The following is a 16,004-nucleotide window of genomic DNA, read 5'->3' as shown; positions in this document are numbered from 1 at the left end:
TTGAAGCCGTTGCCCCATTGGGTCAGAACACTATTTAGGGTCAGACTTTGGGTCCGAGGAAAAATGATTCTTTACCATTTATGGAGACTTGACCATGTCGCCAAAACCGCTTAGATGCAAAAAGTTGACTGTAGGGGGTTACTTCACCCGAGGTTGCAAGAGTTTACCCCGCCTGCATCGCCAGCCCGCTTTGGAATACCTTCTATGAATATCCGAGGGCGAGAGAGTATATCTTTTGCCGTTAAACAAGCGACTAAAATTTCTTTCCCCTTCTTTGTGTCTGATGGTATAATTACCTTGATTTCCTTGCGGAACATTTAATGGAACGACATCGGGAAATGTTTAATTATGGAATAACCTCAGTACTTTGATAAATGGGAGGTAGCAATGGCTCAAATTCCAAACTTTAACCTCTGCTCTTTCGTTGTAGGTTGTAAGTATACAAGATGCTTTACTGTTAACAGCGTTTCTGGAACCGTAGCAGATTATGTGTTAGGTGAACGGGGAGCGCAGGGCTCACCTATTCCTGAGGAGTACTATGACAAAATCTCCTTTGGAACAGGAGTAGAACTTTTTAATAACGAAGGGAATCGGCGGTTTACAGTCACACCCGACCAGATGGTTTTAGAAGAGAAAACGTTAAGTATTTCCGAGAGTCTTAGTGATATTGATAAATATGTAGCTATGGCTCGCCATTTGATGACAGGTACTTTATCTCTAATGAAAAACCCTACTATGGTGTTTCTTGGAATGGTATGGACGTTCTCGGAGGTCTCTGTTGAAGAGCATGAGAGATTCAAGCATCCAGTCGCAGAAAGTCTTCTTTCAAAAGTTTTGAAATTACAATTAACACCTAAAGAGCATCCAGCCGAAGTACAGACTAGGTTGACTTTCCGCAAGAAAATAGACGAGAGCTTTATCCATAAGGAACAGAATGATTATATAAATATTATATTAAACATTCGTGATTCTCTGCAATCAGAACTTTGGATTGAGAAAGATAAAAAAGCGGTTCATGAAAAACCGAAAATAGGGATAATATCTGTAGATATACAAAGAATATTTGACCCACAACGTCCTCTGGATACAAGGCTGTTCGAGATTCATCTAGCAAATTGTGAACGGATTATGAAACCAAGGATAGAGGAAATTTTGAAGGGCATAGGATTTGGGAAAGAACCGCAAATTCAAAAGACAAGTACCATATAGCGGACATTCACATGTAGCTAAAACAGCTCAGGAACGTTCTGAATATGACGATTTGGTTCGGACGGCTCCGACTACGGACCCTACAGATGAAATTCAAGCAGCACTTCTTGGGAGACCTGAAGCGGAACCCGTGGAACCACCACATGCTACTGATGCGGGGGTTAAAAAAAGACGAACACGGATAATACCAACTAAACCGACTCAGATTCCTTGGACCGCCATAAGTAGCATCATTGGGCTTATAACACTAGTTGCGATAATTGTAGCTTCTCACTTCACACTTAAATCAAAAGTGGAACAAATCGATTCACTTGTAGTTGAGTCAAAAACAAATAATGAGAAAATTCGCGATGATTTAGTAAAAATCCGAGAAAAAGTAGCTCAATTAGAAGTTAAGATAGATACTGTGCCGTTAACACCTGAACGGTCTGAGCGATATTTAAAGGAAATAGAATCTATTAAGAATACCATGGCCGATATGCAAACCCAAAGCAAAGAATTGAAGGAAGTTATAATTCGAAAAATTGAACAACGAATCGAACAACTTGAAATGGAAATATCTCGTGAGAAAAAGAAAACTCGCCGTTAAGTATAATAGTCGCCATTTTACCTGATAGGACCAGTCCTGCTTGGTTCACGAATAGGCTTTTATTTTGCGCACAAACCCACATGATAAGGGGTGCAAAAGTTGTTATGTAATCTTTGATAGTTTAATTTGTTATATGTTTCTTTCCATGCCTTGGATACAAACTTATTAACAATATCAAGAACTATCTTCACATCGCGTTCCATTTCAATGCTGGTGTCTTTTGCGATTGGACAATATGTTTCTGATTGCATTAAAACATAGGAATTGGTCTTTAAGTTGAAATATGGATAAAAAGGAAATATTCGACAATCAACCGGCCTGGTCAGGTATATTGCGCATTCACCTTTATCATTTTTCTTTTCAAAGAAAGGACAACTCATTCCCATATCAAGATAAAAAAAACCATCGTTATGTTTCTTAAACTGATCTGTTGAATTGGATTCTCTTAGTATTAGTTTTTCCTCATTAGGAAGAAGCATCGCTGTTTCACGCTCTTCACAAAGATAACAATTGCATGGACAAATATTATCATAGGGTTCGAGAATAGTGTGGAGTTTTTTTAAAGATTCTAATTCCATTCTTACTTAACCTTCCCACATTTTTTCAAGCTTTGCAATCTCTTTTTTAAATTCACGATTATCTTTAATGATTTCAAAATCTTCTTTACAAAAATAATACTCCATATAAGCCCAAGCTATTTCACTCTTTTTAGCATAATCAACAGCTTTTTTCAAATGTTTGTTTGCCTCTTTTAAGTCAGGTTTGTTTTTAGCATAGTATCTTGCCAAAATGAAATGGGATATCCAGAGACTTTCGTAATCTAAAGAATGACCGAATAGTATTATCAATCTTTCGGCGGCGTCCTTGGATTTGTCAGCAAATATATCTCCCCGCATATATAAAGATTTTGCATGGTGAGCTAATGCTCTTACGAAGGTAGGGTCTGTATTAAATGCTTGTTCAGAGCGAAAACATAACTCGTCCCATTTTTGGCCCACCTCTAAACAAGTAAAAAGCATTTCGTTTAATCTTCTTAAATTGTACAAAGAAATGTCAGATATAGCGCTGATACAAACTTTTTCACATTTATTATAATTTTCATTTTCATATTTCCCCTTGTAGTACTGCCGTTCACCCCAAAAGTAATAATAATTCGCTAGTAGTGCCGCGTACCATGGATTATGAGGATTTTTGTTGTACAATGCTTGTAAAATTTTTTCAATTTTCTTAAGATTGGTTCCCTTAAAGTCTAGATACTCATAAAAATCTCCCCCTAGCCATTCATAACAAGAAAAACGCTGAGCTATTCCTTTGAAAGTCTTTTGACCCATATAGTGGAATTCGTAACCTTTTTTAGTCTTGTTTGAATATTCCCTGTAGAACCGGTCTCCAATTATTATGCGTGACCCTTGGCTTTCTTCTGATGCCCCTTGAATTCTTTTCGCCATTGTTATTGGGAATCCCTCGTAGGAACGCTTGGTCGTTCTTCCTTTTTTAGATAAAATAGGATATGACATTAAACTAACATCGCCAGTATTAATCCCAATATTTAATTCTATGTGCTCTTTATCTCCAAACAGACGTTTATGATTATGTTCTGAAAAGTACCATTCATATTTCAAAGTTGCTGCTAATCTTAGCGCATGTTCCAAAGCTGCGTCTCCGCATTTTTCATGTGGTAAAAATGCTATAAATTCATCCCCCATAAATTTATGATTAATTTCTTCAGAAACAACTTTCCATTCCTCATTCTTCAAAACTTTCTGAATAGTTTTATGGAATTCAAGCAGAAAATCTTGATATTTTTTCCTTTCGAAATAGTTTGAAATTCCCGTTGAATCTTCGATATCTACAAATATTGTAGTTATTTTTTCGCTCTTCATATTTTTGCCACCAAGAATAAGAATTGGCCTTCTATATTAATGTAAGAGTAACCTTTGTCAAGTAGCTTTGATAAATTATGCGTGATTACACAAGTGATAATTTGACCTTAAAAATCTCTGTTAACTTAGGCAACTCGCCCCCGGCGTCCCGCATTTGTCTCGCCGAAGCTTTGGCGAAGGCGGAAGCGCAGCCGAGGGATCTACCCTAACTTTTCTACCAACTACGAACAATGAACAACGAACTAAAATCTTCCACTTTTTGTCTCACTTTCACGTACATTTACAGCACTTTCATGTACATTTGTAGCAATTTTGCGTACATTTTTACCAATTTATACCACTTTTTAGCATTTTCGCTTTTCCAGCTTAACCTCTTATTCTAAATGGACTTATATGAAAATATTGTCGAATCGTAGCAATCTCATTCAAAATCGTAAATCGTAAATCATAAATCTTAAATTGAAGTTTGCTTTCCGTTTTCTGTTTATATAAACTCAAGCCGAGTAAATGGTTGCGCCTCAAAAAAATTCCGTTGATATCGAAAAATGGCTAAAATTAATCAACGCCGATGCCGTCGGCCCGGTCACTTTTGCCAAGCTCATAAAGTCTTTCAGCACAATAGATTACGTCTTAGGCGCCTCCGTCAGCGAATTAGCCAAAGTTGACGGCATCGGCTTCAAAACCGCCGAGCGAATCGCCATAACTCGTGACAAATTCGACACTTGCGCCGAATTAGAATTAGCCGACAAGCTCGGCGTATGGCTTGTCACCTTAGCCGACCAACGCTATCCCCCTTTATTGACAAGGACTTACGACCCTCCGCCTGTCCTTTACATAAAGGGAACCCTGGGGACATCCGACAATTTAGCGATATCCATAGTCGGCTCCCGCCGCTGTAGTTTATACGGGCAGGAGCAGGCATCGCAGTTCGCGCATTTCCTTGCCTCAGCAGGATTTACGATTTGTTCGGGAATGGCCCGCGGCATAGATACCGCAGCGCACACCGGTGCGCTATCTGCCGGCGGACGCACAATCGCTGTGCAGGGCTGCGGGCTGGCGAATATCTTTCCGCCGGAAAATAAGAAGCTGTTTGAACTTATAAGCAATTCCGGCGCGTGCATCAGCGAATTGCCGCTGCAGTATGAGCCGCTGGCTGAGAACTTTCCGCCCCGCAATAGAATCATAGCGGGATTGTCGCTTGGGACAATTGTCGTCGAGGCGGCGCCGAGGTCAGGCGCATTAATTACCGCTACCGCGGCACTTGAGAACAATCGGGAGGTGATGGCGGTGCCGGGGAAAATCGATTCGCCGTTGAGCAGGGGGGCGCATCAATTGATAAAACAGGGGGCGAAGCTGGTCGAATCGGTGGAGGATGTGATGGAGGCGCTAGGGTATATCGGCGAGCGTTTGCAAAGCCACGTAACAGCCGCGGCGGCGAAGGCATCCGAAAAAATGGAAAAGCCGTTGTTCGACATCAAAGAGCTGAAATTGAGTGCTGATGAAAAAACGATTTATGAATGCCTGAGTAAAGAGCCGCTGCATATAGAGGAGATAATCGCGGGGACGAATTTGACGCCTGGCGGTATTAACGCAGGGTTAATATCGCTGCGGCTGAAGGGGCTGATAAAACAACTGCCGGGCAGTTTATTCCTGCGGCATTAGCGTTTTCTTACGGCGGCGGTGAAGATGGGGCGGTTTTCTTTTAGGTATTTTCTTTCGAAGTTGGAGCCGACCCATTCGCCGAGGTTTGCGCCGGCGGTGGGGAAGAATTCGATTTTTTCCAGCCGGTCGCTGAAAGCAGCGAGGGTTTTCTGAATTTGTTCGAAATACTCGGCGTGGTCGGTGGCGATTCTGATAGTTCCCGCGGGGACAAGGCAGCGAAGAAGCTGTTCGAGATTAGCAGGGGCGATGAAGCGTCTTTTGTGGTGACGTTTTTTCGGCCAGGGGTCGGGGAAATAGATGTGGAAACATTCGATGGAATTATCTGGTAGAAAATCGATTATAAAGTGCACGGCATCGGTGCGGATGATACGGACATTTTTCAGTCCCCATCGGCCGATGCGGTCAACGGAGTAGCGATAGTATTTACGCGCCCATTCGATGCCGAGGAAATTGACGTCCGGTTGGGCCTTTGCCTGGTTGACGAGGAAGGCGGCTTTGCCTGAGCCGACCTCGATGTGGACAGGGTTTTTACGTCCGAATATCTGCGCGAAGTCGATTTTCTCCTGCAAATCTTCGGGCTTTAAGGCGACCGAAGGGTAGTCATTTAAGATTTTAGCCATTGGTAAAATTATCCTGCGAAATACTGCCGAAAACAGGCTTAACGGCCGGTATTATACAAGAAAGCAGCACTCTGGGGGAAGATATAACTTGTTTTTTGAGCGTTGTTTGCAGCTAAAGTCGGTGCGTAGACCATTCGATAAAATACCAGGAACCTAATTGTCTGGCGGTTCGTATTTGTTATTAGGACTTAATTTTAATTGGGTTAGACTTTAAACAGGGGGAAAGATTGAAAAATGATTCGGCAATTGATTAAAAAGCGGCGCAAGTGGGTCTTGATAGATATCAATACGCAGAGAGATTTCTTTCTTGCGAAGGGCACTGCGTGTATAAGAAACCACAGAAAGATTTTGACCAATGTTCGCAGGATGATGGCGTGGGCCAAGCGCAACGATGTTCGCGTGATATCGACGTGCGAGGTTTATCCTGACCATAACGGCATTGATGAAATCGGCTACTGTATCGACGGGACAGAGGGCCAAAAAAAGATACGATATACATTGCTAAGCAATCGTGCGAGCTTTCCTGCGGACAGCAGCACAGATTTTCCGGCAGAGATACTGCGGCAATACAGGCAGGTTGTTCTGCATAAGCGCTGTGTTGACCCGTTCGAAGAGCCCCGGATAGAGAGGCTGCTCAGTGAGGTGCGGGCTGATAATTTTATTATCATCGGCGCCAGCGCCGAGGGGGCTGTTAAAGCGACGGCATTGGGACTTCTGCAGCGAGGCAAGAGGGTCAGCGTTGTAACCGATGCAGTGGGTATGATTAACAAGCGCGAGGCAAAACTGGCGTTTCGCAAGATGAAGGCGAAGGGGGCAAGGTTAATCGAGACAAAGAAGCTGGCCGGGGTTTCTCATTTGAGACGGGTAGGTATCTGCGATTGTGAAAGTTGCCAGAAAGGGATGAGAAAAGCAGAGGTTAAAGTCGCAGGGTGATGTTAATCCATCCAAGACAGACAAAAAGGTCCACATTTTCAGAGAGCGGCGGTCTTCAAAAATCCTTCCTATAACAGCAGCAATAAAACTATCGGTAAAAGCGTAGTTAATATAATAGGTTCGAATAAGCCGATATTTATAACGGCTGACTGCAAGAACAATAATTATTGCTAATAGGCCGGAGGCAGGGTATGATTTTGAATATTATAAAATAAAGATTGATATCATATTTTTGGAGGTTTATAGCAATGTCGAAGTTACTTTGGATATTCCGAGCCATTTTTGCTGTTGTTGTTGTTGCGGTTTTGCTTACCCATTTGAGCTCCAAAGAGATTTCCGGAGAGGTCGGCAGGGCAAATTTTTATGCGATTCTCTGGAGCGGTGTTGGGCTGGCGGTGGCCGCCTTTATTATAGATGTTTTTACGCCGAAGAAGTCTTTAGCAGCGCTAGCGGGGATGTTTTTCGGGCTTTTAGTGGGGATATTTGTAAGTTGGGCGCTGGCTCCGGTGCTGGAGATGATAAACGAGATTTATCGTTTGGGCGTAAGCGAGACAGCAATTCAGGCGGTAAAGTGGATGATGGGTGTTTGTATATGTTATCTTACAATCAGTGTCGTGATGCGGACGAAGGACGACGTTCGTTTTGTGATTCCTTATGTTGAATTTTCCAAACAGATGAAGGGGACTCGGCCGTTAGTTTTGGACACGTCGGCAATTATTGACGGGCGGATAGCAGATTTGTATCAGAGTAAATTGTTTGACGCACCGCTGATTGTTCCACGTTTTGTTCTCAATGAGCTGCAGCTGATAGCAGACTCGGCCGACAAGCTCAAGCGCAACCGCGGCAGACGGGGACTTGATATACTTAACATGATGCAGACAGATACCTCTATTGACATTGAGATAGATGACAGCGTCAATCCCGATGTAGAGGAGGTCAAAGGGGTGGACCAGAAATTGATGGTCTTTACCAAGCACTGCAACGGGCGATTGGCAACGACCGATTATAATCTCAGCAAGGTTGCAAAGGTCCGTGAGGTGGATGTAATGAATATAAACGATTTGGCCAGCTCACTAAAGACGATTGCTTTGCCTGGTGAAGTTATGGAGGTCAGAATCCAAAAGCCCGGCGAAGAGGCAGAGCAGGGTATCGGTTATCTGGACGACGGGACGATGGTTGTAGTAGAAGGCGCTCGCAACAAGATTGGGCGAGACGTGGTCATCAGCATAACCAGCTCACTACAGACATCGGCAGGCAAGATGATTTTCGGCAGGTTCGAAGGTTTTGCACAGAAAGGGAACGACAGGGAGCGGACAGCGTATAAAAAGCCGGCAGTAGCAGGTGCATCAGAGAACGATAAGAATTGAAATTGCAGAAGTGCATAAATTAAAGACGTGCTTTGGTTTTTGACTTGCCGACGAGAAGGGACATTAGGGCTTCAAAAGGCATTTTGTGAACAGCAAAATGGCGGACAGAGGGCCTGCGGCGAATAACGGCCAATTGAAGTGTGATTGGAAATCGGGTTCGGCGGCGTTCAGGCCGGCGATACAGAAAGATATAATCACAAGCAGGGCAGCAAGTGTAAAGACAAGCCAGTCGATGGGGGTTAGTTTGGGGATTCCGGTGCCGCAGGAACGGTAAAGTATTATTGCGGCAAAAGCAAGCAGCAGAATTGAAATGAGTATTGGGGCTACGACAGGACCTGCCCAAACGGTCGGTATCAGAAATAATATGTCCCAATCCATAATTGAAGCGGGCCAATCGATGAGGACCTTCAGCCAGATGTAATAAAAGATGTCCCAGACTGCGAAGATGGTCAGGAAAAATGCGAACTGCTGCCGAAGATTTTGGCCGAACAGCCAGGAGGCGGAGAAGATTACAACCAGTGTGGCGGCCTCTCTGCCGGTTTCGGTTAATAGAAGCCGTTTCCACAGCGTGGTGGCACCAAATTCGTTCAAGGGGAAAGTAAAGCCGGCCGGGTGAAAGATTTCCCGCAGATAGACCACCACGGATGCTTCAATGTATGCGAAGGCAATGCCGAAGACGACAACGATGAAGAATCGTTTGAATGTTGCTTTCAAGGGTTGCTGGGATATACCTAATGACAGTTCGTGCATTTGCGTTACAGGTTTTGCAATTTTTTCAGCAGAGCAGGGAGGATTTTGCTTTCCGGGACTACTGCTATTTTTTTACCGTTTTTGTAGAGATAAGCTTTATTTTTTGCGGCGCAGACGGCGAGGTCGGCATCGGCGGCTTCGCCGGGTCCATTGACGATACAGCCCATCACTGCGATGCGCAGCGGTTTATCAATTCCAGTCAGGATTTTTTTTACTCGGCGGGCCAGCCTAACCACGTCGATTTGGGCGCGGGCGCAGGTCGGGCAGACTATCAGTTCCGGGGCCTGCCGTTCGTGGAGACCGAGTGCGATTAGAATCTCTTTTGCAATTTTTGTTTCCACAACTGGGTTGCCGGCTGCGCTTACCCTAATCGTGTCGCCGATGCCCTCTGCAAGCAGTGTCCCCAGAGCGATGGCCGAGGGAATTTGGGCATCTTCGGGAAGACCTGCGTGTGTCAGACCGAGATGAATCGGATAGTCGAAGGTTTCGGCGATGCGTCGGTTGATTTCGATGGTGCGCAAGGGGTCGCTGCTTTTTGCGCTGAGGACCAGTTGTGTGAAGCTGCGATTTTCAAACAGCCGGACATACTTTTTCATTTCCTTCAACATCAGAGCGGTACGTTTTCGAGGCGGGACATCCTTGGTTTTTAGGTTTCTGATACTTGCTTCGTTGACGCCGATGCGGACAGCGGTTTTGTGCATTTTTGCGGCATCTATTATTCGATGGATACTTTCGCATTTTTTTATATTGCCGGGGTTCAGCCTTATTTTGGCGGCGCCGGCTTCTATTGCTTCTATGGCGCGCTCTGCGCTGAAGTGGACGTCGGCAATCAGCGGGACGGATACTTTTTGGACTATTTTAGCGAAAGCGGCGGTGTCGGCGCGTGTGGGGACGGCGATTCTGACCAGTCGGCAGCCGGCGCGGACGAGTTGATTTATTTGCATAACAGCGCTGGCGACATCGATGGTGGGAACCTTTGTCATCGATTGAATTACAATCGGAGCGGAGGAGCCGATGGAAACCCGGCCGATGCTGATGGTTCTTGTTTTTCTTCTTTTAATCATTGTTAAAATTGTATCTTGTTTTAGATTGATGAGCAAATTAAAATACAGCCCAGTAATCAGACTGATTTGGAATTTCTATGGGTTCGATGCTGATATCAATAGCTGTAGTAGTATTTATCGCCTATTGGGGCCTAGGGATAGTACTCTATTTTATGCAGCCGAAGTTTTTATACAGCCCGGTTCGGGAGGTTCCTTATACGCCTGAAGAGTTAGGTCTTGACTTCGAGAAGGTGATTTTCAAAAGCAGCGACGGGCTGATGCTTAGCGGCTGGTATATCCCTGTTAAGAACGCGGAGCTGACGGTCCTGTTCTGCCACGGCAACGGGGGCAATATGATGCACTGTCTGGATACTATAAATATCCTTTATAATATGGGAGTGAACTGCTTTGTTTTTGACTATCGCGGCTACGGCAGCAGCGAGGGCAAACCCAGCGAAGAGGGAACGTATCTGGATGCCACGGCTGCATACAAATGGCTGACGGAAGAGAAAAAAGTATCTCCGGATGATATTATTGTCTTCGGCAGGTCTTTGGGGGGGAGTATCGCGGCGCAGCTGGCAAGTAAAGTAAGGGTAGGGACATTGATTATAGAAAGCGCTTTTATATCATACATCGACATCGGGAAGGAATTCTACCCTTATATGCCTGTGCGGTGGTTTGCGAGGTTCAACTACAGGACGATAGATTATGTTAAGGACGTTCATTGTCCGGTGATGATAATTCACAGCCGAAACGATGAGACAATACCATTCGAATTCGGTTTGGAGCTATATGAGGTCGCGAATGAGCCGAAAGAATTTGTCGAGATTTTCGGCAGTCATAACGATGGTTTCCTGGTTTCCAGCGAGATTTATAAAAATGCCTGGACGAAATGGTTGAAATCCTTAAAGAAGCATAAGAGTCATACGACCCGCACACATGCTTCTTAGGGACGTGGCTTCCGGTTGTCATCAAAAAGCTTTATGACATCCTTAGGATTTTCTACGAGTGTTTTTGCGCCGCTGGCGAGCAGCTCTTCGGCAGTGCGAAATCCCCAAAGGGCTCCTGCTGCATACATACCGGCTGCACAGGCTGTTTGCATATCGGTGTTTGTGTCGCCAAGATATACGAAGCGGCAGGGGGGTATCTGAAGCTGGCGTGCGATATCAATCGCAGCGGCAGGGTCAGGTTTTATAGTTACTGACGGCCTGGCGCCGCGAACAATGTGAAACGACCAACTTGGGAGTAATTTTTCGACTGTGATTTGCGTAAACTCATCCGGCTTATTGGACAGAACTGTCATTGGGATATTACGCTGCTGCAGCGAGGAAAGCAATTCGGGGATGCCCGGATACGGCCTTGTATTGTCGGCCCAGTGCTTGCTGTACTCATCCCTCATAGCAGCCAGAGACTTACTTACAGTTTCGTCATCGAGATGGTCTTTCGGCAAGGCGCGCCTGACGAGGCACTCTATGCCCTGGCCTATGAAGTAGCGGTAGGAATCAGCCGGATGGGTCGGAAAGCCAAGCCTGGCCAAAACAGCATTCATCGAGTTTACAAGATCGGCAAGCGTATCGAGTAACGTGCCATCAAGGTCAAATAGAATTGCCTGGAACTTTATTTTAATCACCTACAATCAGAACATTGCGCAGTGCAGCCGTATTAAAGTTTTCTTACCAGCCCCACCACGACGGCCTCGATTCGGCAGTTGTCTGAGTAAATCGGCTCGTAAGCGTCGTTGGAGGGCTGGAGACGGACGGCGGATTTTTCCCTGTAGAACCTTTTTAATGTCGCATTTTCATTATCCACGATTGCAATAACCAATTGGCCATTATCGGCGGCGCTGCATTTGCGGCAGATTACGAAGTCGCCGTCTGCTATTCCATCGCCGGTCATACTGTCACCTTTTACCTCAAGAGCGAATATGCCATCACTGCTTCCGAAACAGGAATTGAGGGAAAGCGATTCGATATTTTCGACGGCTTCTATGGGGACACCGGCGGCGACTTTGCCTGCGAGGGGAATGTTCGACGACGGGCGGCTGCGCGAATCGGGGATTTCACTATCGAGGCAATCAAGCAGTTTTTGCGCTTTTGAAGTCAGTCTCAAAGAGCGAGCCGTGGCCGGCGAAGGTGACAGCAGGTCTTTTTTTCGCAGCTCTTCGATATGCTCGAATGTGGTGCTTCGGCTTATGGTCAGCTGCGAGGCCAATTCTGCAATCGTCGGGGAATAACAGCGACCTGCCTGAAAAACGCGAATCGCTTTTAACAGCTGCAGTTGGCGAGGAGTAAGATGTTGTTCCAAGTCCACTTTCAACGGCATAATCTAAATTCTCCTTAGAATTAGAGCCAATTAGTGTAGTTATAATTTCATTTAGCCGGGCGAGTAATTTAGCAGGTTGTTTCTTCGAGGGCAGGGGTTTCGGCGGCCAAGCAGAGACAAAATCGCCGCCCGGTCCGAATTTGCATATAGGCTCGATTTGTTTGTCAGGCTGGTTATTCATTTTGAGAAATTCATTCATAGTAAATTCTTCTATCGGTAAAGTGAGGTCAAAAACCCTAACAAAAACCGAACAAAAATCGGCGGTTTTAAAGAATTTTTTCTGTTCTGCAATTGGCTATCTGATAGCAGCAATAATATGGGACTGTCAGCGGCGTAAAAGACTAATGCTATTTTTTTAGGAAGGCTTTTGGCAGCGAGTCGATTATATCGGTGGCGATTAGGCTTATTTGGCCATATTTTTCTGCGGCGATATCGCCGGCTAAGCCGTGGATGTAAACGCCGAGGACAGCTGCGTCAAAATTGCCGAGGCTCTGGCCTACAAGGGCGGTTATTACGCCTGTAAGACAATCGCCTGCGCCGGCGGTTGCCATACCGGGATTGCCGGTTTTATTTATATAAACTTTTTTGCCGTCAGTAACGACTGTCCCTGCCCCTTTCAAAACGACGATTGTTTTGGTGTGCTTGGCGAATTTGCTTGCCTGGTCTTGGCGGTCAGAGGGTAATGTTTCTCTAAAGAGGCCAGACCATAGTCTTTTCATCTCGCCAGGATGTGGTGTGAGAATCAAATCTGCTTTTAGCTTGTCGGGCCAGTCTTTTATCCCGCTCAAATTATTCAGGCCATCAGCGTCTATAAGCAGTCGCAGTTGTTTCTGTTCGAGGAGTGTTTCGAGAATCGACTGGATGCCGCCGCTTGTGCCGATGCCGGGGCCGAAGGCGAGACAATCATTTTCGCTGACAGCATCGAGAATGGTATTTGTTGCCTTTGCGGATATTCGGCCAGAGCTGTCTTCAGCAAGCGGAATAGTCGTGTAAGACGGCTCTATCGAGGCGACGATTGGCAGGATGCTTTCGGGGACCGCGACTCTGACCAGACCTGCGCCTGCGCGCAGAGCAGCGCGACCTGCAAGGGCGGGGGCTCCGCTCATACCGATACAGCCGCCTATGATACAGACTTTGCCGAAATCGCCTTTGTGGGCATCAGGTCTTCTTGGTTTTAGTTTCGGGATGTTCTTTATTATCTGCATATAACCTCGTTTCATCCCGCCCCTCGGAGAGGCGGGATTCAAGCGATATATTACAAATAACGCAGGATGCGGTCAATAAAAGATTTGACAGACAAACAGGCTGTCTAATAATGTATTGTTATAAAATTTGAGATACGGACTCTAAAGGTGAACCGGTTACAAGTGGCCATGGTTATGAAGAAATTATCAGTAGCATGTTTTCTGTTGTTCGTCGCTCTCGGTGTTTGCCAGGCGCAATTCCTGGATTCGTTTGATGGCAAAAAAATTGAAGGCTGGTCCTTTTTCACGGGTGACGGCAACGCAACAATGGATTTCACCCAGGAGGATGGTTTTGCGTGTCTTTCCGTGGATGGAACAAAAGACAAGGCCAATGTATGGTGGGCAATCATCAAACGAGACGTAACATCCTTTCTCGACGTCAAGAAATTACAGGATCCGGCCTATGCGCTCCGCGTTGAGGCCAAGGTTCGCGTCAGTCACGCGCCGTGCCGGTTGAACTTCATGGCGAACACCCAGAGGACCACCAATTACCATGCTTATCTGATGGAATATGACATACCAGAGGCAAATGACTGGCACGTCATCAGTATGACGTTCACGAATTTTGACGCCGTTCCGGGCGACAAGGTTTACGTGCAGCTTGGGCTGACGGATTGCGGGCTGGAGAAATATTATGTGGATGTGGATTATTATCGCGTAGACGTTGTCGAGGTTGCCACTGCCGGAGCGGACAAGGGGGAACCGCTGCCCTACCATCCGCCCATTCCGAGCACGGACACTTTCGCAAACCATCTGTCGGTTACGCATGACAGTGTCATCAATTCCGACTATCCTGACATAAACTTTGATGACTGGCGGGTGGAGGACGAAAACGGGACCTCGCACATCCTGACGGTTGATTCGGTCCAATGGCCGGTTTTGAGGTGGGATTTCAGGAAATATCAAGGCCTGAAAGCCGATGGACCGGGTTTGCTGGAATTGACAACGTATTCCGTTCTCAAAGGCGGTAAATACATCGAACATTGGGGCCAGGACTTCGGCGAAGAGTTTGGCAAGGTCAGGGTAATTGAAATTCTGGGCGGAGACCCCGAGTGGAATCAAACCACGGTCACTTACAACAGCCTGATGCAGGGGCACGCCATGTCTGAGGTCATAAACGGCCAGATGATTTATGATTTGGACGTAGCTGATAAACGCGGGAGCAAAAATTACGTCACCATTTCCAGACCGGTCCTACAACGCCTGCTGGACGGCAAAACTAAGGGTCTGGTCATTCGTCCGTTGGGTGCTTTGGTGACTTCTTTTTACGCTTCGGAAGATCCAACCAACGGCCCGGTGCTGCATTTCAATATCGTGCGAGATAAAACCGGTGGCGCTAAATGAGGTATTTCTCCACCATGCCGGAGCAAAGACGGATGGCCGTGTCCCGCAGCGGCGGCCGCTCATACCGATACAGCCGCCTATGATACAGACCCTGCCGAAATCGCCTTTGTGGGCATCAGGTTTTCTTGGTTTTAATTTCGGGATGTTTTTTATTATCTGCATATAACCTCGTTTCATCCCGCCCTTCGGAGGGGCGGGATTCAAGCGGTATATTACAAATAATGCAGGGTATGGTCAATAAAAGATTTGATAAGCAGGTCGGAGGATTTATAATCAGAAATGAATAGCCCGCAGTTCTGCGTCCTGAAAAGAATGAGAGGATATAGTTATGAGTGAGAATAATGATAAACAGAAAACAACCCCTTTGCATTGTGGTGTTGTCGGGATTTTGATGGGTATCTTTGCAGGAAGTGGGACGGCGTTAGAAGCTAAACTCGCAAAAATGGCTTCGATATTCCCGTTGCAATCGGCGGGTTCGGTATTGATGGGTGTTCTTGGAGTGATAGGTCTTGTAGTCCTGGTATTCTCTTTACGGCCTTTACGTTTGTGGTGGATTGTAGCTGTAGGTTATCTATTTGATATCATTCTAACCTGCGCGCTTCTATGGCCAATTCGCGAAATGGCGATATCTAATCCTTTGGCATTATGGCCTTATATTTTGGGAACATTAACAACTTTCCTATCCGGATTCGTCGTTGGATTGTTAGCACCTAAAGCACCAATGCGATTAGCCTCTGGAATCGTTTCTGTTGACTTTGTTCTATCCGGCGTAGCAGGCATCTTGCTTCCACAGACGTTGACATGGACACTCGCTTCGAGAATAATTGCGGCGTATTGTGCAGTGGGCGTTGGGGCATTGATTGGAAACAGCGCTCGATATGTAATATCAAAGGATCACAGTGCCTTGGGGTGCTTTTTGGGAGTAGTCCTTAAGGAATGTGTAACAGCAACTATTGGGGGTATTCTCGCAGTGTTTTTTCTAAAGTTTTTGGTAAAATAGTCGTAATATCCATTTGTGATGGATGTTAAAATTCTATA

The 16,004-nt window shown here is 45.8% G+C and carries 16 protein-coding genes; 8 read left to right on the top strand and 8 right to left on the bottom strand.

Annotation, left to right across the window (positions count from 1 at the left end):
• Positions 1-387 precede the first annotated feature (387 nt).
• Both PHG53_08255 and PHG53_08250 read left to right on the top strand, forming a co-directional pair.
• Entirely contained in the window at positions 388-1,209 is an 822-nt protein-coding gene (locus PHG53_08255; GenBank protein ID MDD5381609.1) for a hypothetical protein, read from the top strand.
• On the top strand, positions 1,169-1,798 hold the full coding sequence (locus PHG53_08250) for a hypothetical protein (GenBank protein ID MDD5381608.1): 630 nt from the start codon (positions 1,169-1,171) through the stop codon (positions 1,796-1,798). Before PHG53_08255 ends, PHG53_08250 begins: the two co-directional genes overlap by 41 nt.
• A 59-nt stretch (positions 1,799-1,857) precedes the next feature.
• On the opposite strand, the gene PHG53_08245 is transcribed toward PHG53_08250, so the two are convergent.
• Together PHG53_08245 and PHG53_08240 are read right to left on the bottom strand one after the other, a co-directional pair.
• The gene (locus PHG53_08245; protein ID MDD5381607.1) at positions 1,858-2,376 is read right to left on the bottom strand and encodes a YkgJ family cysteine cluster protein; all 519 of its coding nucleotides are present in this window, start codon (positions 2,374-2,376) and stop codon (positions 1,858-1,860) included.
• A gap of 6 nt (positions 2,377-2,382) precedes the next feature.
• Complete coding sequence (locus tag PHG53_08240) at positions 2,383-3,681, bottom strand: adenylate/guanylate cyclase domain-containing protein (protein MDD5381606.1); 1,299 nt, start codon at positions 3,679-3,681, stop codon at positions 2,383-2,385.
• A 507-nt stretch (positions 3,682-4,188) separates the two neighbouring features.
• Between PHG53_08240 and dprA the strand changes: the two genes are divergently transcribed.
• Positions 4,189-5,343, top strand: coding sequence for a DNA-processing protein DprA (dprA, locus tag PHG53_08235; protein MDD5381605.1), 1,155 nt, complete (start codon positions 4,189-4,191; stop codon positions 5,341-5,343).
• Here the strand turns inward: dprA and trmB are convergent.
• A complete protein-coding gene (gene trmB, locus PHG53_08230) occupies positions 5,340-5,963 on the bottom strand; it encodes a tRNA (guanosine(46)-N7)-methyltransferase TrmB (GenBank protein MDD5381604.1) in 624 nt (207 codons plus the stop codon). The two genes, dprA and trmB, sit on opposite strands and share 4 nt — an antisense overlap.
• Positions 5,964-6,197: 234 nt before the next feature.
• Here trmB and PHG53_08225 point away from each other — a divergent pair, with 234 nt between their 5' ends.
• Both PHG53_08225 and PHG53_08220 read left to right on the top strand, forming a co-directional pair.
• Positions 6,198-6,896: a cysteine hydrolase gene (locus PHG53_08225; GenBank protein ID MDD5381603.1), complete on the top strand. Its 699-nt coding sequence runs from the start codon at positions 6,198-6,200 to the stop codon at positions 6,894-6,896.
• Between the two features lie 248 nt (positions 6,897-7,144).
• Entirely contained in the window at positions 7,145-8,263 is a 1,119-nt protein-coding gene (locus PHG53_08220; GenBank protein ID MDD5381602.1) for a TRAM domain-containing protein, read from the top strand.
• 63 nt (positions 8,264-8,326) lie between these two features.
• Here the strand turns inward: PHG53_08220 and PHG53_08215 are convergent, their stop codons facing one another.
• Both PHG53_08215 and ispG read right to left on the bottom strand, forming a co-directional pair.
• Positions 8,327-9,013, bottom strand: coding sequence for a hypothetical protein (locus tag PHG53_08215; GenBank protein ID MDD5381601.1), 687 nt, complete (start codon positions 9,011-9,013; stop codon positions 8,327-8,329).
• 5 nt (positions 9,014-9,018) lie between these two features.
• The gene (gene ispG, locus PHG53_08210) at positions 9,019-10,077 is read right to left on the bottom strand and encodes a flavodoxin-dependent (E)-4-hydroxy-3-methylbut-2-enyl-diphosphate synthase (GenBank protein MDD5381600.1); all 1,059 of its coding nucleotides are present in this window, start codon (positions 10,075-10,077) and stop codon (positions 9,019-9,021) included.
• A gap of 77 nt (positions 10,078-10,154) precedes the next feature.
• Between ispG and PHG53_08205 the strand changes: the two genes are divergently transcribed.
• Positions 10,155-11,006 carry an alpha/beta hydrolase gene (locus PHG53_08205; GenBank protein ID MDD5381599.1) on the top strand — a complete coding sequence of 284 codons (852 nt, stop codon included), beginning with the start codon at positions 10,155-10,157 and terminating at the stop codon, positions 11,004-11,006.
• Here the strand turns inward: PHG53_08205 and PHG53_08200 are convergent.
• The 3 genes from PHG53_08200 to PHG53_08190 form a co-directional block, all read right to left on the bottom strand.
• Positions 11,003-11,677, bottom strand: a complete 675-nt coding sequence (locus tag PHG53_08200; protein ID MDD5381598.1) for an HAD family hydrolase — start codon at positions 11,675-11,677, stop codon at positions 11,003-11,005. The two genes, PHG53_08205 and PHG53_08200, sit on opposite strands and share 4 nt — an antisense overlap.
• Positions 11,678-11,718: 41 nt before the next feature.
• Entirely contained in the window at positions 11,719-12,378 is a 660-nt protein-coding gene (lexA, locus tag PHG53_08195; GenBank protein ID MDD5381597.1) for a transcriptional repressor LexA, read from the bottom strand.
• A 347-nt stretch (positions 12,379-12,725) separates the two neighbouring features.
• Positions 12,726-13,598, bottom strand: a complete 873-nt coding sequence (locus tag PHG53_08190; protein MDD5381596.1) for an NAD(P)H-hydrate dehydratase — start codon at positions 13,596-13,598, stop codon at positions 12,726-12,728.
• Positions 13,599-13,757: 159 nt separating this feature from the next.
• Between PHG53_08190 and PHG53_08185 the strand changes: the two genes are divergently transcribed.
• Both PHG53_08185 and PHG53_08180 read left to right on the top strand, forming a co-directional pair.
• The gene (locus PHG53_08185; GenBank protein ID MDD5381595.1) at positions 13,758-14,966 is read left to right on the top strand and encodes a carbohydrate binding domain-containing protein; all 1,209 of its coding nucleotides are present in this window, start codon (positions 13,758-13,760) and stop codon (positions 14,964-14,966) included.
• A gap of 328 nt (positions 14,967-15,294) precedes the next feature.
• A complete protein-coding gene (locus tag PHG53_08180; GenBank protein MDD5381594.1) occupies positions 15,295-15,966 on the top strand; it encodes a hypothetical protein in 672 nt (223 codons plus the stop codon).
• The last annotated feature ends 38 nt before the right edge of the window (positions 15,967-16,004 follow it).

The sequence above is a fragment of the Phycisphaerae bacterium genome (assembly GCA_028714855.1).
GTDB lineage: Bacteria > Planctomycetota > Phycisphaerae > Sedimentisphaerales > Anaerobacaceae > CAIYOL01.
The sequence above is the reverse complement of the archived record's forward strand: the minus strand, read 5'-3'. Positions and strand labels throughout refer to the sequence as shown.

Bases quoted from the DNA above. Each gene is read 5' to 3' on its own strand.
- PHG53_08185 (MDD5381595.1), top strand. From the start codon at position 13,758: ATGAAGAAATTATCAGTAGCATGTTTTCTGTTGTTCGTCGCTCTCGGT.
- lexA (MDD5381597.1), bottom strand. From the start codon at position 12,378: ATGCCGTTGAAAGTGGACTTGGAACAACATCTTACTCCTCGCCAACTG.
- PHG53_08220 (MDD5381602.1), top strand. From the start codon at position 7,145: ATGTCGAAGTTACTTTGGATATTCCGAGCCATTTTTGCTGTTGTTGTT.
- PHG53_08215 (MDD5381601.1), bottom strand. From the start codon at position 9,013: ATGCACGAACTGTCATTAGGTATATCCCAGCAACCCTTGAAAGCAACA.
- PHG53_08240 (MDD5381606.1), bottom strand. From the start codon at position 3,681: ATGAAGAGCGAAAAAATAACTACAATATTTGTAGATATCGAAGATTCA.
- PHG53_08205 (MDD5381599.1), top strand. From the start codon at position 10,155: ATGGGTTCGATGCTGATATCAATAGCTGTAGTAGTATTTATCGCCTAT.
- PHG53_08190 (MDD5381596.1), bottom strand. From the start codon at position 13,598: ATGAAACGAGGTTATATGCAGATAATAAAGAACATCCCGAAACTAAAA.
- PHG53_08180 (MDD5381594.1), top strand. From the start codon at position 15,295: ATGAGTGAGAATAATGATAAACAGAAAACAACCCCTTTGCATTGTGGT.
- dprA (MDD5381605.1), top strand. From the start codon at position 4,189: ATGGTTGCGCCTCAAAAAAATTCCGTTGATATCGAAAAATGGCTAAAA.
- PHG53_08255 (MDD5381609.1), top strand. From the start codon at position 388: ATGGCTCAAATTCCAAACTTTAACCTCTGCTCTTTCGTTGTAGGTTGT.
- PHG53_08225 (MDD5381603.1), top strand. From the start codon at position 6,198: ATGATTCGGCAATTGATTAAAAAGCGGCGCAAGTGGGTCTTGATAGAT.
- PHG53_08245 (MDD5381607.1), bottom strand. From the start codon at position 2,376: ATGGAATTAGAATCTTTAAAAAAACTCCACACTATTCTCGAACCCTAT.
- trmB (MDD5381604.1), bottom strand. From the start codon at position 5,963: ATGGCTAAAATCTTAAATGACTACCCTTCGGTCGCCTTAAAGCCCGAA.
- ispG (MDD5381600.1), bottom strand. From the start codon at position 10,077: ATGATTAAAAGAAGAAAAACAAGAACCATCAGCATCGGCCGGGTTTCC.